Origin of the sequence: Providencia sp. TYF-12, from assembly GCF_041344805.1 — a bacterium.
GTDB classification, from domain to species: domain Bacteria; phylum Pseudomonadota; class Gammaproteobacteria; order Enterobacterales; family Enterobacteriaceae; genus Providencia; species Providencia huashanensis.
This window is the reverse complement of sequence record NZ_CP166833.1, coordinates 1,924,148-1,945,424: the sequence shown is the minus strand read 5'-3', so window position 1 is coordinate 1,945,424 and position 21,277 is coordinate 1,924,148. Positions and strand designations below refer to the sequence as shown.

Sequence of the window (21,277 nt, the reverse complement as noted above, 5' to 3'; positions counted from 1 at the left end):
TGCATCGCAATATTTTGCCACGCTTTGCCCCAGATGCCTATGAGAGTTAACGTTCCAATGTAAACTAATCTTCTGTCACAAACTCTTTCGCTCGAAAACGGTCCGGGGTTACCCCTGAAATTTGTTGGAACATCGCAATAAATGCCGACGCAGAGCTATATCCAACATCAAGTGCCACTTCGTGTACACTTTTACCACATTCAAGACCCGCAACCGCATGAAGATAGCGCAAGCGCTGACGCCATTCACTAAATGACATACCGAGTTCCTGTTGGCAGCGTCGTGACAATGTACGCTCTGAGGTATAAAAACGTTTTGCCCACCCAGCCAAGGTCGTATTATCCGCAGGGTCATTTTGCAATTCCAGTAAGATTGGCGCTAAAAACTTGTCTTTAGTGTTAGGCAAATAAGTATCTTGGCAAGGTGATAATGAAAACTGGTCAATGAGTACATGAGCTAACCGTAGATCTTGTTCAGTTTCTGGTTGTACAATGCCTCTTTGATACATATCGCTCATGATGGATTGAAATATAGGGCTTAATTTAATCACGCACGGCCGTTGAGCTAATATTTGATTGTATTGATGTGAGAAATCAATAATACGAAATTTGACACTTTCTTTATTAAAGCTAGCATGGGAAATATTTGCAGGTATCCAAATACAAAACTCAGGTGGCGCTAAATAGTGCTTACCCGCAACTTCCATTTCCATAATACCGCAAACCACATATAACATTTGCCCAAATGGGTGTGAATGGGATTTGTATTCCGTCAGCGCGGCAGTTTGCTCGTGGCGAAAAGCAATAAGTTCAGGCTCAATAATATTGCATTCACTGACTTGCCAAATATCTGATTTTGAAGTTTCCATGATACCTGTCTGAAAAGCGTTATCGATTGTCTGAATATCAGTATATATAAAAAACCAGACAGATGTATACTACTGCGCATTCGATACGGGAGAGTGTTTTAATGAAAAGTCTTCTTTTTCCGCTAATTGCGGTTTTATTATGGTCTATCAATGCGATTGTTAACAAAGCAGCATCCACGGCTATTGACCCTGCTGCAATTTCTTTTTACCGCTGGGCGTTGGCGCTAATCGTCATGACCCCATTTGTATTACGTTCGGTGCTACGAAACCACAAAGTCGTCATGAAACACTGGTGGCAATTAGCCATTTTAGGGGCTCTGGGCATGATGCTATACCAAAGCTTAGCCTATTACGCTGCCCATAGTGTCAGTGCGACCTTTATGGGGATAATGAACTCACTGATCCCATTATTAACCGTTGTGATCAGTATTTTCGTATTACGTGTTATCCCAACTGTCGGTATTGTATTGGGCTCCGCCCTGTCATTATTGGGCCTGTCGTGGCTCGTTAGCCAAGGTAACCCTATCTCATTATTTTCTCATGGCTTAGGCCAAGGCGAAATCATGATGCTAATAGCATCAGCAGCTTATGCCCTCTACGGTGTATTAACTAAGCGTTGGTCAATCCAATTATCTAGCTGGGATTCACTCTATGTGCAGGTGTTCTTTGGGGTTATTCTGCTATTGCCTAACTTTTTGTTAGCTGATGATGTGTCACTCAACAGCCACAATATTGGGCTAGTCGTATTTGCAGGGATCGCCGCCTCCATCATTGCCCCTGCGCTATGGATCCAAGGCGTAATGCGGCTAGGGGCAAATACCACGTCTATCTTTATGAACCTTGCTCCGGTCTTTACCGCCATTATTGCCGTTTTTGCTCTTGGCGAAGAATTAAAAAGCTATCATTTAATTGGTGGAGGTGTTGTATTATTAGGGGTAATGTTAGCGCAACAATTACGTACCCCACTGACGCAAGTATTTAGCCGTAATAAAAAAGTGGCACAGCAAGAAGATACTTGTCAGTAACCTGCCGCTACAACTTATAACTTAAAGCAATAAAAGCAATGTCGTGGACTCATATGCCCCACTCTGTGGGGCTATGTTTTATCTATTTTCCTCAATATATTTCTTCCCACATTCCTGCACGGTTTTTCGTCATTTATATTTTGTAACGCTCTAAAACGTCTCAGTCACCCTTTGTCTGTCATTCGCTGATAAGCTTGTGCAAAGCTAATCTGAGCAAGCAATAAAGGGAAATTCTGATTGAATCTTCTTCTTAAGCAATTAGACTTAACTAAAATCGTTCTACCCATTAAGTAGTATTTTCACTCAAAACCAAATATTGACTCGATGTGCACTGATGGAACACGTCATGTCATACATGACCTTTAATAAGGAATAACAATGACTAAACAACTTAAAGTTTGGCTTTGCATATTTATAGTAATTGCTATTGCAGTTGGCATTTACTTTATCAATGCATTAGGCCATTCCAATTCCGCACAAGCTGGTTACGATTTATATCAACAAGGCGATACCGAAGCCGCTTTTAAGCAATTTGAAAATACGGCTGATGTTGACTCCCAATCCGCTTATGCATTAGCCACAATGTATAAAGATGGGATAGGTACTCAACCTGATGAGAGTAAAGCACTAAGTTGGTTGGTTAAATCTGCAGCACAGAACAATAAAAATGCGCTCTATAATCTGGGCTTTTACCGTTATGATCAACAAATAGAGGATACCCCTGACGATAAATATGGCGTAACCTCTTTAACTAAAGCTGCGGATCTCGGTGTAATTGAGGCTCAAGTGATGGTTGGCGGTATTTATATGGAAGCTAAATATGAAGATATTCCGCAGAATACCGAACTAGCTCGGAAATACTTTACACTGGCTGCGGAACAAGATTCACGTCTAGCTAAATTTGCACTCGGTTATATTGCCCATAAGGTTGATAAAGATAATAAAAAGGCAGTCGAAATCTTAACCCCCTTAGTCAGTAAAGACTTCCCATTACCGGCTATGTTATTAGCATCTATTTATAAAGAAGGCGGCAATGGTATTACGCCAAATAAGATTTTTGCAAAAAAATATGAAAGTATGTCAATGGCATCAGCTTTCGAATTTATTGCCGATGCTGAGAGATTTGAACCTGCGCCATTATCAATTTATGGCTCACTAACGCCAGAAGAAAAACAACAAATAATCGCTAACCTTGAAACCCGAGCCAGTCAAGGTGATGAAACTGCTATGTATATTTTATATCAAAAATACATGACAGGCGAAGATGTCCGTAAGAATAAAAATAAAGCTGTAATGTATTTGCGGCCTTTAATACAACAACGGGCTCCCAAAGCGCTATATTTTAATTACCTCGCAGATAGAGATAATATTAAAGATTTGACAGAGGCCGCTGAGGGGCAATATCCCGATGCATTATACCAAGCCTATCAGGTCTATTCAGGTAATACCTTTAATTATGATGTAAAACGCGATGATGAATTAGCGAATAAATATTTAATTAACGCCGCAGATTTAGGCCATCAAAAATCGTTAATTACTATTATCGAAAAAGCTATTTACAGTTACCGTTTTCCAAATAAACAATTAGTAGATACTATAAAAAAATATACTCCGATATTAATCGAGAAATACCCTAATTCTCCAGAAGCTTTGATCGTTGTAAGCCAAGTATACCGCAATAAAAATAGCTCATTCTATTCACCAGAAAAATCCTTTGAAACACTCGCAAAAGCTAACCGAATTGCACCCGATTATGAATCACAAATGCAGTTAGCTCGTTACTATATCAATGGGTTTGGTACTAAGCAGAACTTGCCAGAAGCCGTAGAGATACTGAAAAAAGGTTTAAGTAAAAATAGCTACAAGTCGACAGCTGACCGCCTGTTAGTTCAACTCTATTATCAATATGATATAAAAGACTACGTCAACGAGAAAACGATCATTGATATTCTCAAAAATGATGTCATTGAAAGAAAAAACTATACATTAGCGCATTTCTATGCGGATTATTTATTACGCGAAGATGCGGAGAAAAATAGCAATCTAGCCTTTGAACTGTATGAAGAATCCAGTAAAAATAATGATAGCAGCCGTATTCATTATGCAGCCTCATTATTAAAATATAAGCCGGAAGAAAACAAACGTGCTGTGAACTTAGTTGTTGACGTACTCGCTTCACCTGATAGCAAGTCACGATTGTCAAAAGAAGACTTTAATACCGCCAATGACATTTTATTAAAACTTGGTTTGGCTACCATACACGCTAAACGTTTATTAGTCGATTTAGCCCTATCCGAAAATAACACCGAAGCCTTAAAGCGTATCGAACCACAAATTGGGGTTGATGCGGATATCACTTACTTTTATGGCATCAAGCAACTTACCCAGTTGACCCAAGTTGATACCCTAAGTGATGCAGAGCTAAAACCTTATTACGATACCATTATAAAAGCCGCAGAATTAGGCAATACCACAGCGTCTTTATATATTGCTCAAAATTTGGATGGCGTTAATTATTATAATGACAAGCCCTACTATAAGCAGCGTTTTCAGAAAATCACAGGGTTAACACCGAAAGACCTCGTCCCACAATATAAAAAGTGTGCAGCATTAGGCAGCAACCGCTGTTTATATGAGCTGGGGGAAATTTACCAAAAAGGTAATTATGGGGAAGATTCTGACTATGATCTCGCAATGGAATATTACAACAAAATCTCTGACCCAGATTTCAGTTTTTTAAAATCACGTAAAAGAGAAATTGAAAAAGCAAGAGCCTCGTTTATTACTATTCAGGAAAAGGCAAAAAATAATGACTCTGATGCCATTCGTACCCTCGCCAATGCTTATAAATTCGGTAACTATGGGCAAAAAGTCGATGAGAAAAAATGGCTACAATACTTGACCGCTAGTGCAAAGTTGAATAATAAAAACGCTTTAAAAGAATTAGTGGATTATTACAGCCAAGACACACTCATTGATGCTAATAAAGCGAAGATTCTTGGTTATTACGACCAATTAGCCGCTATCGGTAGCAAAGACTACACCCGCAAATTAGCACATCAATATTTAAACGGTAGTCGCCTTGTTGCACCAAATCGCCAAAAAGCCCGTGAATATTACATTAAAGCAGGAAGTTGGGGGAACGAGTTCATTAAGTATATGAATGACTATGACATCAGCATGAAAATGCTCAATGAAAGTTCAGAGGCTAAATATAAAGTAGGCCGAGCCTATTATTATGGTAAAGGGATCAAAGAAGACAAATTAGAAGCCTTAAAATACTTAAAGCTTGCTAGCGATGAAGGAAATGATAACGCAATTAGCCTTTATACAAAAACCCTGTATATGGGGATACTCAACGAAGACAAAATGTCTTGGTTGAAAGAACCAGACTGGGATCAAGCTATTGTTTATTTAAAAAAACACTCAAACCCTAAACGTGTTGATAATTATATCGAAACCTATAACTCCATCGTTGTTCCTGCGCAAAATGGTGATACTTCAGCCTATATGAAACTCGGAGATTGGTATAAGGATTACAGTCGCGCATTAGCCGCCCAAACTTGGTATAAAAAGAGCATTGAAGCAGGCAATTTAGCCGCTTATCAAGCTCTTGACCAAGTCACCAGCGATAAACAAGTCAAACACCAAAATTACCTTGAAGGTGCAGCAAAAGGTGACTTATTTTCCAAGGTCCAACTAGCCAAAGACTACTTGTATGACAGCGACGTTCTAACCAGTTCAACGGACTATAATTCAGCCATTCAATACCTACAAGAAGGTATCAAGTCAGCTGATGATGAAATTTCTAGTATGGCATTCAATACATTAGCCAATTTGTATCAAAAAGGTATTCGTAATAACAAGAAAAACCTTAACCGCCCTAAAGATGATAAAAAATATTTAGAATTGCTGCAAAGCGAAGAAAATAACCGTACAGATGCATTGCTTAATCTTTATAGCTATTACGCAAGAACCGATGCGCCGAAAGCTTTGGGTTACTTACAGCGTGCTTATGAAAAAGGCGACTTAGATGCCATTGAGAAACTGTATGAAATAAATTACCCTGGTGAATATTGCAGTAATAGCGATAATGCCGATCTGGATAAGGCAAGCACTTACTTAAAAGAGTGGCTACAAAAGAAGAATTTCGAGAAGAATACTGAGCGGAATTATATTCGTTCAGCTGAAAGTTTAAGTAAAAAAATGGGGGATACTTACTTAGCTGGTGAATGTGATATGAAAAAAGATATCGATAAGGCTATTGAATGGTATCTAATTTCATTGAACTATCATGAGAGTCATGCGCTAAGTAGCCTGTACAAAGCCTATGTGGAAAAAGGGGATGCGAAACAAGCCTATTACACGGCATTGCGTCTGAAAAAAGACCCTAAAAATATTGAATTATTAGAGCAGTTATCACCACAGGAGCGACAAGCGATTGAACAACGTTTCAATGATGAGCAAACATTCCAAAAATATGGTCGCTTTGCTAAACAAATTGAAGAACAACGTGTGAAGGCTGAAGCGGGTGATAAAATGGCAGCTTTCTCCTTAGGTATCGCTTATGCTCGGGGTGAAAGAGTACCGCAAGACACGCAAAAGATGATCTACTACTATGAATTAGCAGGTAAAAATGGCTATCCTCGTGCTTATAATATTTTAGGTAACCTTTACCGCAAAGACAATGAGCGCGGTATTGAGAAAGACTTTCCTAAAGCGCTTTATTACTTTGACTTAGGCTCACAACAAAATGACAGTAATACCGCGCACCAAGCCGGTGATATGCTGTATTTTGGCCAAGGAGTACCAAAAGATTATGTTGGTGCAGCCAAATATTATGATATGACAAACCTAGAGCAAGGGACTCATCATGGAATGGCAAAATACAAGCTGGCCTACATGTATTACAATGGTTGGGTCGGAACAAAGAGCAAAGCAGACCTGCAAAAAGCCCATGATTACCTTGAACTCGGTGCTAAATACCAAGACGAGGACTCAATTAAAGCACTAAAAGAGTGGGATTTTAAACTCATTAATAAATAATTAACGATAAAGGCGCTAATTTGCTTTAGCGCCTTTATCGAATCCTTTTTATTATTATCAGTTATTATTTGGATACTTCAATATATCAGTCGGTTATATTGTTTAGTTCCGATTACCATTTATGGATATAACATTTAGTCTTTTCCTAGTTGATTTTCAATAAAACACAAAAGCTTATCAATATATCTAATAATATATTCCTGATAAATATAGAATTCCGCTTAAAATCATCTAATTATTAAAAAATTAGTCATATAATTATTCCAATAATAACTATTTAGAACTCATTTTAAATAAAAATTAGTTATCTTTGTTTAGTTGGTTTATATTTTATTGATTACGGATTACAAACGTTAGAAAGCCCCTAATTAATATGGAGTATTTATTGTGAATTCAAATCTAAAAAATAATGCATCAAACACATCTATAGTAAACAGAGAAAAATCAATCACTAAAAACACAAAAAACGAACAAAATGAAATTAATAAGCCCCATCTATTAACTCCTCGACAATCTGATAAAAAAAATATCAATATATCGGAGATGCGGCGAGAAAAAGAATACTTAACAGCAGTGAAGAATGATTTTATTTCTAACATTCATAATTATGTTCCATTAAAATCTGCCATATCTAATGTTAGCGAGAAAACTTATTATAAAACAATTGGAAATGCATTGTTAGAGATTACTGAACAACGCCATCAATTAAACGAAAAAAAGAAATCAGAATCTACTGATAAGATCTATTTATGGGAAGAAAAAATAACTAATTCAAAAAACAACCTTGCAAAATACCTTTACGACCATTCAGAAAATAAAGAAAACAATTTAATTTCACAAGATTTATCGACTTTACTTGACGAAATATACAATACAGATGTAAAAATAAAATCAATCGAGGCATCCTTAAATGAAAAAGAAAATAATGAGAAGTTGACTAATACACCTTTCAATAACAAAAACCAGTTAGATACGGAATCATTATTATCATCCTCAATGGCAAGTCTCAAACAAAACACAATGGCTAGTGATTTTAAACACGGTTATTCAAATAACAAACAACTAAATATACTAATACCAATGCGAGACTAAACACATCCAGTTTTTACTGCGTTTAAACTTTGGCACCAAAGCGCCCAAATAAGGGCGCTTCTCTTACCGTGGTGCTTGGCTAGCTTTAAATGCGATTCGAACCAACAATCCATTGAGTAATTTACTTTTTAATAGTTGTGGTTCAGAGCCATGGTAACTAGCAATATCTTTAACCAAAGCCAAACCTAAACCAGCCCCTTCCTTCCCTAAGGCATTATTTAAACGAGTAAACGCTTCCATAGAACGGTTAATCTTTGCATCTGGTATCCCTGGCCCTGAGTCCTCGACTTCCAAAACAAAATGCGCCTTGTCATCACTATTTACAACACGCACTGTCACCACGCCATTTGCTGGCGTATATTTTATTGCGTTATCGATTAGATTTGCGCACATTTCTGCCAATAAAATGGGTTCACCTTTGATCCAAGCCACATCGAGCCCTTCATAGCCCAAATCCACACATTGACTTTCTGCATGAGTCAGCCGCGTAAAACAGGTTTGATGAACAATTTCGACTAGATTAACAGCACGATACTGCGTAACGGCTTCTTTTTCATGCGCTTTTAACCGAGATAGTTGCAAAAGCCTATCAGTGAGAATAATCGTATTATCGAGGGTTTTATCGATAGCTTGTAAACTCTGTTGCCGCTGATTAGCATCTTGACTGTTAATCGCGACTGAAACCTGTGTTTTCAACACCGTTAATGGTGTTTTCAATTGATGGGATGCATCCGCACTGAAACGCTCTTGTCGCCTCACCATCCGCTTTAAACGGGAAATATAGCGGTTCAATGCATCAATTAATGGCGATAAATCAGACCATGGCAGTAAATCTGGCAATGGTGTTAAATCATTAGCGGAACGGCTTAACATTAAGTTGGACAATTTTTTCAATGGCGCCAATAACTTACTAAGTAAAATATAGGCAAGAACTAAGGTTAAAAGCACCACCGTACCTTGGCTCATCAGCGCGGAGATTAATAATTGATTAGCGAGATCTTGTCGTGAATAAACGGTTTCCGCAACACGGATCTCAACCATCCCAGTGATGCCACCTTCATTAATGGGTTGATAAAACGCTGCAATGCGAATAGGCAAGCCCTTATACTGTGCATCATAAAAATAAACTAGCGCAGTATAGTGCTGTGAGCGCATCCAATAAGAGGGAATTGGCGGTAAGTCATCATAACCGGAGATAGTCTCACCGTCAGGGGAAATAACTTGATAAAAAATTCGGTCATTATTATTCAGTTCGAAACTATCCAATACCACATAAGGTACGCTAACAGATAAATGCCCATTTACCACTTGTAGCCTTTCTGCCACAGTACGAGCAGAGGCGAGTAGCGTTCTATCATAAGCTAAATTTGCAGCGTTCTTAGCACTATAATAATGGGTATAAACCGAAAATCCCCCCAATAAAATGAGGGGGATACCGAAAAAGAGCAGCAACTGATGAAAGAGAGAGCGTGGATGAGAGACTAATTTCATACACTACACTGCTCTAATCGGTATCCCAATCCACGTAACGTATTGATGTTAACATCCGAACCTGCGAGTTTTTTTCTCACTCGGTGAACATATAATTCAATACTTTGTAAACTGGCTTCATCGGACAAAGAAAACACTTGTTCAAATAATTGCATCTTTGAAACTGGGCGTCCTCGTCGGTGAAACAAGGTATTTAATACCGCATATTCCCTTGGGGTTAACCCTAATGGTTCTTGACCAAGTAAAAAATAACCTTCTTCGTGATAACACAGCGCACCAAAACGCTGCGGTTCATTGACTTGCCCTTGGCTACGCCTTAGTAAGGCACGAATCCTAGCTTCTAACTCAGCGATATCAAAAGGTTTTGTTAAATAATCATCCGCACCTGCATTTAAGCCTTGGACACGGTCAGCCACATCCGAGTTTGCCGTCAACAGCAAAACAGGGATCTCTTGATGACGTTTTCGCATTTGCGCCAATACTTCCAACCCACTCATTCGTGGAAGAGATACATCAAGCACAACAAGGGCATATTGTTCTGTTTGTAATAATTGATCTGCGATGGCGCCATCACTGGCAATGTCAACCGCAAACCCTGATGACGATAATGCCTTTTGTAACCACAATGACAACTCGTCATGGTCTTCAACCAATAAAATTCTCATTCCGCATACTCATTATAATTACTTATCTGTATACGTTGGCATTACCTATCGTGATTGAAAAGCAATTGTCATCGTTTTTACTGTATCCATCACAACTATTACGGTTAAATGGAATCAACAATTTAAATTTAACATTAAATTAACATAACAAAAAAGCAGAAATACAAAACAATCTGATATATATCACATAAAAATAATAATATTTGTTAATGAAAGGTAAATGAAAGCTTTGTCAGACAATGATGCAACATCTACACAACAAGAAGTAAATAACATAGTTCTTTAATTATTGTCTTAGTAAGGAAAGAAAAATGAAAAAATATACAATCAAGGCCTTAGCAACAGCAATATTTTTAGTTGGCGTTAACCAAGCAAGTGCTCTACCAGAGCGTACTGAATGTATCGCCCCAGCCAAACCTGGAGGGGGGTTCGACTTAACCTGTAAATTAGTCCAAGTTTCCATGCTTGAAACTAAAGAAATTGAAAAACCAATGCGTGTTACTTACATGCCCGGAGGCATTGGTGCGGTAGCCTATAATGCCATCGTGGCGCAGCGCCCTGCTGAACCAGGAACGATTGTTGCTTTCTCAGGTGGCTCATTACTCAACCTAGCGCAAGGTAAGTTTGGTCGCTATAACGAGAATGATGTCCGTTGGCTAGCCAGTGTGGGCAGCGACTATGGGATGATTGCTGTACGTGCAGATTCCCCTTATAAAACCCTTAATGATTTAATGGATACCTTTAAAAAAGACCCGAATAGCATCGTGTTTGGAGCCGGTGGTTCTATTGGCAGTCAAGACTGGATGAAAACCGCACTACTCGCTAAAGCTATCGATATAGATCCAAGAAAAATGCGTTACGTTGCTTTTGAAGGTGGTGGTGAAACCCTAACAGCTCTACTTGGAAACCATATACAGGTGTTATCAGGGGATATTAGCGAGATGACCCCGTATATCAATGAAGGCAAAATTCGTATCCTAGCGGTCTATGCCGATAAACGCCTCGGTGATGGCTTATCCGAAATCCCTACGGCGAAAGAACAAGGCTATGACATTGTTTGGCCAATTATTCGTGGTTTCTATATGGGGCCCAAAGTGTCCGATGAGGACTACAACCAATGGGTCGAGGCATTCCAAAAACTCCAACAAACCGAAGATTTCAAAAAGCAACGTGAACTTCGTGGCTTGTTTGAATATAACTTAACTGGGCAAGAACTCGATAGCTACGTAAAAAAAGAAATCGAACAGTATCGTGAGCAAGCCCGTGCATTTGGTTTAGCCAAATAACGGAGAAAACGATGAGTCAACGCATATTCGCCATAGTCTGGCTAATACTGTGTGCTATCGGGATCTATATCGGCTGGGGGATCCAAAGTGAATTTTCATACGAACCACTGGGCCCCCGCCCTTTTCCGGTCGCCATACTATCTTTAATGGCTATTTGTGCCCTTGCCTTATTATTTGGCAAACAAGAAGCTGTTGAATGGCCGAAACCTTATGTATTGCGCCGCTTAATACTCTTAGTCATCGCACTAGTTATCTATGCATGGGCATTTGAGTGGTTAGGGTTTCCTATTGCTACCAGTTTATTGACTATCAGCATGGCCCTACTATTTGGTGCGACACCAACGGCAGCCATTATTTCAGGCCCTATCCTTGGCATCTTCTTATTTTATGCCTTTGATAAATTGCTGGATGTCACTTTGCCTATTGGCAGCCTGTTTAATTAAGGAGCAAGCTCATGGAAACTTGGATGTATCTATCGCAAGGTTTTGAGGTTGCGCTCGTCCCTCAAAATATCTTGATTGCCTTAATTGGCTGTTTTATCGGAACCGTAGTTGGCATGTTGCCCGGTCTTGGTCCTATCAATGGGGTCGCTATATTATTGCCACTCGCATTTGCGCTCAAATTACCAGCAGAATCTGCCTTAATTTTACTCGCTACTGTTTATTTAGGTTGTGAATATGGAGGACGGATCTCATCGATACTACTTAATGTTCCGGGTGATGCTGCGGCTATAATGACCACATTAGATGGTTATCCGATGGCAAAACAAGGAAAAGGCGGTGTTGCTCTTTCTATTTCAGCGGTCAGTTCATTCATTGGCTCAACAATCGCCATTGTGGGTATTATTTTATTCGCACCTTTGCTTGCTCAATGGTCGTTAGCTTTCGGGCCTGCTGAATATTTCGCTTTAATGGTTTTTGCTATTGCCTGTTTGGGCAGTATGATGAGCCAAAACCCTATTAAATCATTACTTGCCGCATTAATTGGTTTGTCACTCGCCACCGTCGGTGTCGATGCCAACTCAGGGGAATATCGTTTTACATTTGATAGTGTCCATCTTTCTGATGGAGTGCAATTTATTGTCGTTGTGATTGGTTTATTTTCAGTCAGTGAAATTTTATTGATGCTTGAAGGTACCGCTACAGGCCAAGGTTTGATCCGCAAAACGGGTAGAATGCTATTTAACCGCAAAGAAGCCAAAGCTTGCGCAGGGCCCGCACTGCGTTCGTCTTTCGTCGGTTTCTTTGTTGGAGTTTTACCCGGTGCAGGTGCCACTATCGCCAGCGCTATCACTTATATGACTGAAAAGAAAATCAGTGGTGAAAAAGGCGATTTTGGTAATGGTGATGTACGTGGTGTCGCTGCACCTGAAGCCGCAAATAATGCCTCAGCATGTGGCTCATTTATCCCTATGTTAACACTTGGCGTTCCAGGCTCAGGGACAACTGCGGTGATGATGGGGGCGCTAACGCTCTATAATATCACCCCTGGACCGGGAATGTTTACCGAACAACCGGAAATTGTCTGGGGGCTAATTGCTGCATTACTTATTGCTAACGTCGTGTTGTTAATCATGAATATTCCATTAATTGGCCTATTCACACGTATGTTGACTGTCCCTTTGTGGTTTTTAGTTCCCGCAATTGCCAGTGTTTCCGCTGTTGGTGTATATGCAGTTCATAGCACTACTTTTGACTTGCTGTTGATGATGGGGTTAGGTGTTTTTGGGTTTATTCTACGGAAAATGAATTTCCCGCTTTCCCCACTTATATTAGGTTTTGTATTAGGTGAGATGTTAGAACAAAACTTACGCCGTTCATTATCTATCAGCAATGGTAATTTCGATATTCTTTGGAGCAGTACTATTTCACAAAGCTTATTGATCCTCGCCGTTGTTGTTTTAATCCTGCCGCCTATTGTGAAATTACTCCGTAAACGCAAACAGGCTACAACGTTATAATTTTCAAATTGTTAAGCCATCTCTGTAGAATTTGCCCCAATGTGATTTTGGGGCATTTTTTTATTAAAAAATAGGGAGCTTTATATAACTTAACAAAACCACAGAGTTATCATGGACTCCTTCGCCATAATAGACATATTTTGATTGTAAATTAGGGACTATATTTGTTCTCTTTTGGTCATACTTATACAGTGGAAATGGTTTTTCAATATTATGTATTTTACTCATCCTCCCACAAAGTTTATCGTGGATAGAGCGAGATAACGCCTTACCTAAAATTTTAAAATCCTGTTTCCAAATAGCCTCATGAAATCTGGTTACACACATATGACTACCTCTATTCGACTAAAAATCAAGTCAATATCATGTCACTATTTTGGACAAAACATTCAATACAATGATGTATATTTATTCAGTTGTTAATAAACCACTGAATCAGACAATGATGATATATTAAATAATGCCAATCAATTATGGTACTCACCTGACTTATTAAGATATAAAACACAATGTTCGATAGATTACTTTTTGTCCTTTTTAATATCCAGCCGAAACCATTAGCGTATACAGTCACCATCGATATTCATGGTGACCGTTACACCATCCATAGCCAGAAACCCGTGACTATCACAGAAAAAGACAGCGGTTATATCCAAATAAAAGCACTGGGTAAAATGCATATTTTTTGTGGAAAAATGCTGCATATCAGCGTCAAGAAAAATACGACGCTTGTGACTATTGGTTGGTCGAAAGGGAAAAGCCAAATATTTGAAGTGAAAAAAAACTACCAAGACATTACTTCCCACAGAACGTCATCCTCATCAAATACCCGTTATGTCCCCCCAGTTTATGAAAGTACCACTAGCGACAATTCCCATCGTGCTAGCAATCATTTTTGTTCAAATGATAATTCCAGTACTGATTGCTCATCATCCGATTCAGGGGGAAGTGATGGCGCTAGTGGCGATTAAGTAACAATACCTTTTAGATACTGCTTAAAAACTTATCTTTTATATCATGCTTATTGTCAAAATATCTAATATTTGAATCAAAGGATTTTTTTAATTTACTCAATAAATCATTTTTAATTTTTTTATCATTAATTGTTAATACTGACTGGAATACATTATTAGAATAGTGATTATCATCACCAAATAACGCCAATAAATTAAGTTGACTTAACTCCCCACTAGGGATATCTAATTCAATCCTTGTATTATTCAGTTTTGCTTTATCGAAATTATAATTAACATCTGATTTAATAGGTAGCTTAATATCTACATTATTAAGCGTTGCATTAGAAAAATCCGCTCTAATTAGTGGAGTTTGTTCACTTGATGCAATTCTCATGTCTGATAATGTAGAGTTAGAAAAGTCTGCGTTAATACTGCTAGGTTTGAAGGTTTTTTTATCCTCCCAATTAAAAATAATATTATTTATATCTGTTTTCTCCAATTGACAATCTGAAGAGTCATAATGTAATGCTATACTATCCGACATACTATGAGACTTAACTTCCATAGAGTTAATAATATTATTACCGCTTATTTTAGATTTAACAGGCCCTATATTAAGCACATCATTCAATATATTAATCTGTTTATTGATTTTTAACTTATCTTTTATCTCGACATCCAAAGCACATTTCTTATAAACATTTTTCACTTTTGAAATTACTGTCTTTAATAAAAGTTTCTTATTTGCATCACTGTTGTTTTTTTCATACTCCTTACTTATTTTAGTCGAGCTATTACTTAACGTTAAGAAAAAAGATTTAACATTCATATTTACACACCTCTAGGCTATTTGTTTTCAGAAATTGGCTAGAGTATCTCATGTTAATCATTTCTATAATTTAATAAAATGACACAGCTATTCTCCTTTTTATATTTATAAAAAAAGCGAGAACCTGAGTTCTCGCTTTTTTCTAATTGTTTAGCCTAAAACAAATTACGCTTTGTATTTGCTCATCACCAATGTGGCATTAGTACCACCAAAGCCGAAACTGTTTGACATCACTGTATCCAACACTTGTTCTGTTGGTTTCGTGACGATATTCAGGCCATGGGCTTTTTCATCTAAATTTTCGACATTGATGCTTGGTGCAATAAAGCCATGCTCTAGCATTAATAAACTGTAAATTGCTTCGTGAACACCTGCCGCCCCTAATGAGTGGCCACTCATCGCTTTTGTCGCAGAAATCGCAGGGGAATTACTACCAAAAACTTCTTGGATAGCTTCCAGCTCTTTGGTGTCGCCGACTGGTGTCGATGTACCGTGTGTATTGATGTAATCAATTTTATCGACACCCTGCATCGCCATTTGCATACAACGTACCGCGCCTTCACCTGAAGGTGCTACCATGTCTGCACCATCAGATGTTGCACCATAACCGACAATTTCAGCATAGATATGTGCACCACGCGCTAAAGCGTGCTCGAGTTCTTCAACTACTACAATACCGCCGCCGCCGGCAATAACAAAACCATCGCGGTCTTGGTCGTAAGTTCTTGATGCTTTGTCTGGCGTTTCATTGAACTTAGTTGACAATGCGCCCATTGCATCGAATTCACAGGTCATTTCCCAGCTCAGCTCTTCACCACCACCAGCAAAAACTACATCTTGTTTGCCTAGTTGGATCAATTCAACTGCATGACCAATACAATGTGCAGATGTTGAGCACGCTGAACTAATTGAATAGTTAACACCTTTAATTTTAAATGGTGTGGCTAAGCAAGCTGAAATACCTGATGCCATTGCACGGGTCACCATATAAGGACCAACACCACGTAAACCTTTCGCACGCATACCATCAGAGCCAGCAACTTGGTTACGCGGAGAACCGCCGCCAGAACCGACCACAATCCCCGTACGTAAATTTGAAACTTGTTCTTCTGCTAAACCCGAATCAGCAATTGCTTGTTCCATAGATAAATAAGCATACGCAGAGCAATCACTCATAAAACGAAAGATTTTACGGTCAATCAGGTCTTTCAGCTCTAAGTTTTTGACATTACCCCAGACATGGCTACGTAGCCCTGCCTCTTTGAATTCTTCTGAGAAAGTGATCCCGGAACGACCTTCCTTCAGAGAAGCCAGTACTTCTTCCTGGTTATTACCAAGGCTGGAAACAATACCTAGACCAGTGATGACTGCACGCTTCATTCGTTACCTCATGTCTATAATTATATGATTGCGGGATTACAGGTTGTCACTTTAGCTTACACTTGTACGCTGAACAAGTCCGATCAGGGTAAATATTTGTATTTTTTTTCTTTGTGACTGTAATAAGACTTTTTTATGAAGGTAGCCTTACACTCATAACAGCGTTAAAATTTACTGATTATTAGGTCATAGTAGGCTTTATCGTGAACAAACGTGCTGTACAAACTGCTCGCCTTAGCTGGAATGAAGAAGGCACACCGATGTCCGAACAATTTGAAGACATCTATTTTTCTAACCAAGATGGCTTAGAAGAGTCTCGTCATGTCTTTTTGCAAGGAAATCTTTTTCCTGAACGTTTCAATACTCACCCATTCAAAACCTGTGTTATTGCCGAAACAGGCTTTGGTACAGGGTTGAATTTTTTAGCATTATGGCAATCCTTTAACCAATTTAAAGCCGAGCATCCACACGCAAAACTGCAGCGTTTACACTTTATTAGCTTTGAAAAGTACCCCTTATCAAAGCCCGATTTAATCACAGCTCACCAATGCTGGCCTGAACTTAACGACCTATCACAATCACTGTGTGACAACTGGCCTCAAGCATTACCCGGAAACCACCGTCTGACCTTACAAAATGGCGATGTTGTACTGGACTTATGGTTTGGTGATGTTAATGAGCAAATATCTAAGCTAAAAAACAATCTAAACAATAAGATAGACGCATGGTTTTTAGATGGTTTTGCCCCCTCAAAAAACCCACAAATGTGGAGCGAACACTTGTTCGCTACAATGGCTAAACTAGCCCGTATTAATGGTACATTTGCGACCTTTACCGTCGCAGGTTTTGTCAAAAGAGGGTTACAGCAAGCAGGTTTTACTCTTCAAAAAGTCAAAGGCTTTGGTAAAAAACGTGAAATGCTAACTGGCATAATGATAGAAAAAGAAACTGAAAACTTAACACCTTGGTTTGCAAGAGAAAAAGCCAATAACCCAACAGACATTGCAATCATTGGTGGTGGCCTTGCAAGCCTCACCGCAGCTTACACCTTGCTAAAACGTGGCGCAAAAGTCACCTTATACTGTAAAGACTCGCAAGTCGCACAAAATGCTTCAGGCAACCGCCAAGGCGCAATTTACCCATTACTAACAGGTAATAATGACCCACTTGAGCGTTTTTTTATTAGTGCCTTTCCTTTTGCTTCACGCTTTTATCACCAATTGGCAAAACAGGGAGTTAAGTTTGACGGGCAATGGTGTGGAGTCAGCCAATTAGCTTATAACGATAAAGTTGCTAATAAAATAGCGGGCATGCTAGAAACCGACTGGCCCACCGATTTTGCTATTGGTAGAAACCGCCAGCAACTGAGTGACCTTTGTGGTATTGATGTCAACCATGGTGGAATTCACTATGCTACCGGTGGTTGGTTGTGCCCTGCTCAACTCTGTGAAAGCTTACAACAATATTTACACCAACAGGGTGTCACATTCCATTTTGAACACGATGTTTACGAACTTAAGCCTGATGGTGATAACTGGCAGTTGCTGATAAACACCCCCCAACAGACGTTAATATCTACTCATTCCACCGTTATTATTGCCAATGGGCACAAACTGCGCCAATTTTCGCAAACTGTTAATTTACCTATTTCCCCTGTTAGAGGGCAAGTTAGCCACATCCCAACCAATGAAACACTACAACAATTAAAAAATGTGTTGTGTTTTGAAGGTTATTTAACCCCTGCTGATGCTTCTGGGCAGCAACATTGTTTAGGTGCAAGTTACCAAAGGGAGCATCTGGATTTAAACTATAGCGAAGAAGAACAACAGGGGAACCGCCAAAAACTGATTGATAACCTGCCGGATGTTACTTGGCCTAACGATATTGATATTTCACACAAACATTCACGTCAAGGGGTACGTTGTGTTATCCGTGACCACTTCCCGCTATTAGGGAATGTGCCTGATTTTGAAAAACATATGGAAGTCTACCAAGATTTACCCTCTCAGATAGCCAAAAATCAGACAATTTGCCCTGCACCTATGCACCCAAATTTATTTATTTTTGGTGCCCTAGGCTCCCGAGGCTTATCAACTGCCCCACTTTGTGCTGAACTTCTCGCCGCACAAATTTTTGCTGAACCTCTACCTTTGGATGACGAAACCCTCGCAGAGCTTCATCCGAACCGTTTTTGGGTTAGAAAGTTATTATTAGGGCGTAAAGTAAAAACCCCTTATTGAAACCAATACCTTGCAGCCTGCCATTCATTAGCTAGCTGCAAGTTCATTTAATGAGATAACCATTGCACAGCGATCTTCCCGTGCAAACCCCATATCAACTTCACTCTGTAAAATCGCTTTCAACTCAATGGTTAGCTTGTCATTATCAATGATATCAAAACCTAAGCGTTGATAATAAGGGGCATTCCAAGGTACGTCACGAAAGGTTGTCAATGTCACAAACTGTAGCTGTAAAGACAATGTGGCTTCAAATACCCGTTTGATTAATTGCCGACCAATTCCCTGACCTTGCCAGTTTTGGCAAACAGATAACTCACAAATATGTAAACTATTTCTGCGCTTTTCTGCATTGATAAACCCCACTACTTCACCATCGTTATTGACAGCAACCCATTCAAGCTGCTGATGAATAAAAGCAAGGTGTTCTTGTTCCGTTTGCCCTTCCCCCTCAGCAACCCAACGGTATTTTTCATGGTTAGCGAATGTTTGCCCTGCGGATAATTCCACTGCGGGGAGATATTTGGCATCGTCTGGTACAGCTAAGCGGGTCATATACATATTATAAATGAGGAAAGTGATAGTATTAAAGTGTGAACCAAAAGCGGGTTCCCCCGCTTGTGATCATAAATCGATGGGTTATATTGCGTTATTCAGTAATTTTTTCCACATGTCCAAGACCAGCACTTGGTCCGGTGGTGTCAATTCACCCGCTTTGATTGCAGTGTGAATACTTTCTTCAACGCGTTGGAATAAAGCGTCAGAGCCAGTTTGGTTTTCTTCCTCCAGCTCTGCCACAGCAAGGGTTAAGTGACCACGCAAATAACCACCAGCGAACAATTCATCATCGTTAGCGTGTTCAACCATATCATCAATTTTTGTCAGTATGCGTGTTTCTAAATCCGCAAGCATGCTTAATCCTTACTGTAATGTATTTTCATTAGGCAAAAATATCTTCCGGATAAGGGAAGTCTTCTGCACAAATAGGTGGCGTATTGTAAAACGATTGTAACGCATTAATAAAGCATAATGGTCGTTCAGGGATACCATTTTCTAAATAAACCATCACTTGAGCATGCACTTTACGCATAAAGGCAATACGATCGGGCTCAAAATCCCCTTCCAAGTTATCGCAACTGACATTAAATGGAATACCAACCGCAACACAGAATAACCAATCTAAAGCTTGGGGTTTAATTTCAACCACTTCAAACTCACTCTGCGTTTTTTCATCTCGTCCATCTGGGCAATACCAGTAGCCATAATCGACTTGCTGGCGTCTGGCTTCCCCTGCGATGCACCAGTGTGATATTTCATGTAGCCCACTAGTAAAGAAACCATGCGCAAAAACAATACGATGATAAGGAACAGACTCATCCGCAGGTAAGTAAATGGGTTCATCATCCCCTTTTACCAATTTGGTGTTATAACTTTCACCAAAACATTTATCAAAAATATCAATTAGATCTTGATAGTTATATTTACTCATGAATAATTTAAATCATCTTAAAATAATGAGAGAAACCAAGCTTTTATCACATCGCCATGGCTATCATGGAGTAACTTAATACTCATTAATAACGAAATAACCACAATCATTGGCCTGATCAGTTTTTGTCCTTTGGTCAATACTAACCGTGCACCTAAGCGTGCACCCACCATTTGGCCAATAAGCATAACAAAGCCGAGTACCCAAAGAACATGACCTCCGATAATAAAGAAGACTAAAGACCCAAAGTTGGAAGCAAAGTTCAGTAACTTAGCATGAGCCGTTGCTTTAGCGAGGTTATAACCAAGTAATAACACGTAACCCAATGCTAAAAATGACCCCGTACCGGGCCCAAATGCACCATCATAAAAACCTAGCGTCATACCGATGGCAACACCAAAAAAAGGCATACTAATACGCTGTTGACGGTCTTGTACCCCAATCGATGGCGTTAATAAGAAGTATAAACCGACACAAATGACAAGAACCGGTAGCAGTTGCTTTAAAAACGCAGTATCAATCATTTGAATAACGATGGCGCCTAACATCGCACCAATCATCGTCATAATGAACGGAAATATTTGCTCTCGTAAATCTATCGCTTTACGTCTAACAAAATAAAGGGTTGAAGAGAATGACCCACCAACGGCTTGTAATTTGTTGGTTGCTAATGCTTCAACAGGAGTGATCCCGACAGATAACAGGGCTGGAATGGTTAACAAGCCCCCGCCCCCTGCTATTGAATCAATAAAACCAGCGAAAAGTGCAACAAAGAAGAGTAACGCATAAACTTCAGGCGCAACGGCGGTTAGCCAATCCATTTTACAATCCAAAGATGAGAAATATCATGATGTTGATATGTAGTATATCACAACCCAGATGAGGTATTTTAAGTAGGCTTCATCCAAACCTTTCTCACCCGTAAGCGACTAGACCGCCCCGCTCACGGGTTA

The 21,277-nt window shown here is 39.3% G+C and carries 17 protein-coding genes; 8 read left to right on the top strand and 9 right to left on the bottom strand.

The genetic code is table 11. The annotated features are described in order from the left end of the window. Window positions 1–64 precede the first annotated feature (64 nt). Complete coding sequence (locus tag ABE954_RS08670) at window positions 65–868, bottom strand: helix-turn-helix transcriptional regulator (RefSeq protein WP_042844491.1); 804 nt, start codon at window positions 866–868, stop codon at window positions 65–67. 101 nt (window positions 869–969) lie between these two features. Between ABE954_RS08670 and ABE954_RS08665 the strand changes: the two genes are divergently transcribed. From ABE954_RS08665 to ABE954_RS08655, 3 genes are all read left to right on the top strand, one after another. Then, entirely contained in the window at window positions 970–1,893 is a 924-nt protein-coding gene (locus ABE954_RS08665; RefSeq protein ID WP_042844494.1) for a DMT family transporter, read from the top strand. Window positions 1,894–2,271: 378 nt separating this feature from the next. Further along, entirely contained in the window at window positions 2,272–6,939 is a 4,668-nt protein-coding gene (locus tag ABE954_RS08660) for a sel1 repeat family protein (RefSeq protein ID WP_371025854.1), read from the top strand. Between the two features lie 387 nt (window positions 6,940–7,326). Then, window positions 7,327–8,031: a hypothetical protein gene (locus ABE954_RS08655; RefSeq protein WP_166687195.1), complete on the top strand. Its 705-nt coding sequence runs from the start codon at window positions 7,327–7,329 to the stop codon at window positions 8,029–8,031. A gap of 63 nt (window positions 8,032–8,094) precedes the next feature. On the opposite strand, the gene ABE954_RS08650 is transcribed toward ABE954_RS08655, so the two are convergent. Beyond that, window positions 8,095–9,522: a sensor histidine kinase gene (locus ABE954_RS08650; RefSeq protein ID WP_048607532.1), complete on the bottom strand. Its 1,428-nt coding sequence runs from the start codon at window positions 9,520–9,522 to the stop codon at window positions 8,095–8,097. Further along, entirely contained in the window at window positions 9,519–10,187 is a 669-nt protein-coding gene (gene tctD / locus ABE954_RS08645) for a transcriptional regulator TctD (RefSeq protein ID WP_042844502.1), read from the bottom strand. The genes ABE954_RS08650 and tctD overlap by 4 nt, the downstream gene beginning before the upstream one ends. A 311-nt stretch (window positions 10,188–10,498) precedes the next feature. Here tctD and ABE954_RS08640 point away from each other — a divergent pair, with 311 nt between their 5' ends. The 4 genes from ABE954_RS08640 (at window position 10,499) to ABE954_RS08625 (ending at window position 14,404) form a co-directional block, all read left to right on the top strand. Beyond that, window positions 10,499–11,473 carry a tripartite tricarboxylate transporter substrate binding protein gene (locus ABE954_RS08640; protein WP_048607533.1) on the top strand — a complete coding sequence of 325 codons (975 nt, stop codon included), beginning with the start codon at window positions 10,499–10,501 and terminating at the stop codon, window positions 11,471–11,473. 11 nt (window positions 11,474–11,484) lie between these two features. Beyond that, window positions 11,485–11,916 carry a tripartite tricarboxylate transporter TctB family protein gene (locus tag ABE954_RS08635; RefSeq protein WP_042844505.1) on the top strand — a complete coding sequence of 144 codons (432 nt, stop codon included), beginning with the start codon at window positions 11,485–11,487 and terminating at the stop codon, window positions 11,914–11,916. Between the two features lie 11 nt (window positions 11,917–11,927). Next, the gene (locus ABE954_RS08630; RefSeq protein ID WP_042844508.1) at window positions 11,928–13,433 is read left to right on the top strand and encodes a tripartite tricarboxylate transporter permease; all 1,506 of its coding nucleotides are present in this window, start codon (window positions 11,928–11,930) and stop codon (window positions 13,431–13,433) included. Window positions 13,434–13,942: 509 nt separating this feature from the next. Then, window positions 13,943–14,404, top strand: coding sequence for a hypothetical protein (locus tag ABE954_RS08625; protein WP_166687196.1), 462 nt, complete (start codon window positions 13,943–13,945; stop codon window positions 14,402–14,404). A gap of 13 nt (window positions 14,405–14,417) precedes the next feature. Here ABE954_RS08625 and ABE954_RS08620 read toward each other — a convergent pair whose 3' ends face one another. Together ABE954_RS08620 and fabB are read right to left on the bottom strand one after the other, a co-directional pair. Then, entirely contained in the window at window positions 14,418–15,218 is an 801-nt protein-coding gene (locus ABE954_RS08620) for a hypothetical protein (RefSeq protein ID WP_042844513.1), read from the bottom strand. A 165-nt stretch (window positions 15,219–15,383) separates the two neighbouring features. Next, a complete protein-coding gene (gene fabB, locus ABE954_RS08615) occupies window positions 15,384–16,598 on the bottom strand; it encodes a beta-ketoacyl-ACP synthase I (protein ID WP_042844516.1) in 1,215 nt (404 codons plus the stop codon). Window positions 16,599–16,801: 203 nt separating this feature from the next. Between fabB and mnmC the strand changes: the two genes are divergently transcribed. Then, the gene (gene mnmC, locus ABE954_RS08610) at window positions 16,802–18,838 is read left to right on the top strand and encodes a bifunctional tRNA (5-methylaminomethyl-2-thiouridine)(34)-methyltransferase MnmD/FAD-dependent 5-carboxymethylaminomethyl-2-thiouridine(34) oxidoreductase MnmC (protein WP_166687197.1); all 2,037 of its coding nucleotides are present in this window, start codon (window positions 16,802–16,804) and stop codon (window positions 18,836–18,838) included. 27 nt (window positions 18,839–18,865) lie between these two features. Here mnmC and ABE954_RS08605 read toward each other — a convergent pair whose 3' ends face one another. The 4 genes from ABE954_RS08605 to ABE954_RS08590 form a co-directional block, all read right to left on the bottom strand. Then, window positions 18,866–19,390 carry a GNAT family N-acetyltransferase gene (locus ABE954_RS08605; protein ID WP_226619157.1) on the bottom strand — a complete coding sequence of 175 codons (525 nt, stop codon included), beginning with the start codon at window positions 19,388–19,390 and terminating at the stop codon, window positions 18,866–18,868. Between the two features lie 84 nt (window positions 19,391–19,474). Then, window positions 19,475–19,747 carry a YfcL family protein gene (locus ABE954_RS08600; protein ID WP_042844523.1) on the bottom strand — a complete coding sequence of 91 codons (273 nt, stop codon included), beginning with the start codon at window positions 19,745–19,747 and terminating at the stop codon, window positions 19,475–19,477. A gap of 28 nt (window positions 19,748–19,775) precedes the next feature. After that, window positions 19,776–20,324, bottom strand: coding sequence for an elongation factor P hydroxylase (locus tag ABE954_RS08595; protein ID WP_042844526.1), 549 nt, complete (start codon window positions 20,322–20,324; stop codon window positions 19,776–19,778). A 17-nt stretch (window positions 20,325–20,341) separates the two neighbouring features. Further along, complete coding sequence (locus tag ABE954_RS08590) at window positions 20,342–21,145, bottom strand: TSUP family transporter (protein ID WP_042844527.1); 804 nt, start codon at window positions 21,143–21,145, stop codon at window positions 20,342–20,344. Between the last annotated feature and the right edge of the window lie 132 nt (window positions 21,146–21,277).

Coding starts and splice junctions, on each gene's coding strand:
- ABE954_RS08590 (WP_042844527.1), bottom strand. CDS start 21,145: ATGGATTGGCTAACCGCCGTTGCGCCTGAAGTTTATGCGTTACTCTTC.
- ABE954_RS08625 (WP_166687196.1), top strand. CDS start 13,943: ATGTTCGATAGATTACTTTTTGTCCTTTTTAATATCCAGCCGAAACCA.
- ABE954_RS08650 (WP_048607532.1), bottom strand. CDS start 9,522: ATGAAATTAGTCTCTCATCCACGCTCTCTCTTTCATCAGTTGCTGCTC.
- ABE954_RS08670 (WP_042844491.1), bottom strand. CDS start 868: ATGGAAACTTCAAAATCAGATATTTGGCAAGTCAGTGAATGCAATATT.
- ABE954_RS08600 (WP_042844523.1), bottom strand. CDS start 19,747: ATGCTTGCGGATTTAGAAACACGCATACTGACAAAAATTGATGATATG.
- ABE954_RS08605 (WP_226619157.1), bottom strand. CDS start 19,390: ATGACCCGCTTAGCTGTACCAGACGATGCCAAATATCTCCCCGCAGTG.
- tctD (WP_042844502.1), bottom strand. CDS start 10,187: ATGAGAATTTTATTGGTTGAAGACCATGACGAGTTGTCATTGTGGTTA.
- fabB (WP_042844516.1), bottom strand. CDS start 16,598: ATGAAGCGTGCAGTCATCACTGGTCTAGGTATTGTTTCCAGCCTTGGT.
- ABE954_RS08660 (WP_371025854.1), top strand. CDS start 2,272: ATGACTAAACAACTTAAAGTTTGGCTTTGCATATTTATAGTAATTGCT.
- ABE954_RS08595 (WP_042844526.1), bottom strand. CDS start 20,324: ATGAGTAAATATAACTATCAAGATCTAATTGATATTTTTGATAAATGT.
- ABE954_RS08630 (WP_042844508.1), top strand. CDS start 11,928: ATGGAAACTTGGATGTATCTATCGCAAGGTTTTGAGGTTGCGCTCGTC.
- ABE954_RS08620 (WP_042844513.1), bottom strand. CDS start 15,218: ATGAATGTTAAATCTTTTTTCTTAACGTTAAGTAATAGCTCGACTAAA.
- ABE954_RS08640 (WP_048607533.1), top strand. CDS start 10,499: ATGAAAAAATATACAATCAAGGCCTTAGCAACAGCAATATTTTTAGTT.
- ABE954_RS08665 (WP_042844494.1), top strand. CDS start 970: ATGAAAAGTCTTCTTTTTCCGCTAATTGCGGTTTTATTATGGTCTATC.
- ABE954_RS08635 (WP_042844505.1), top strand. CDS start 11,485: ATGAGTCAACGCATATTCGCCATAGTCTGGCTAATACTGTGTGCTATC.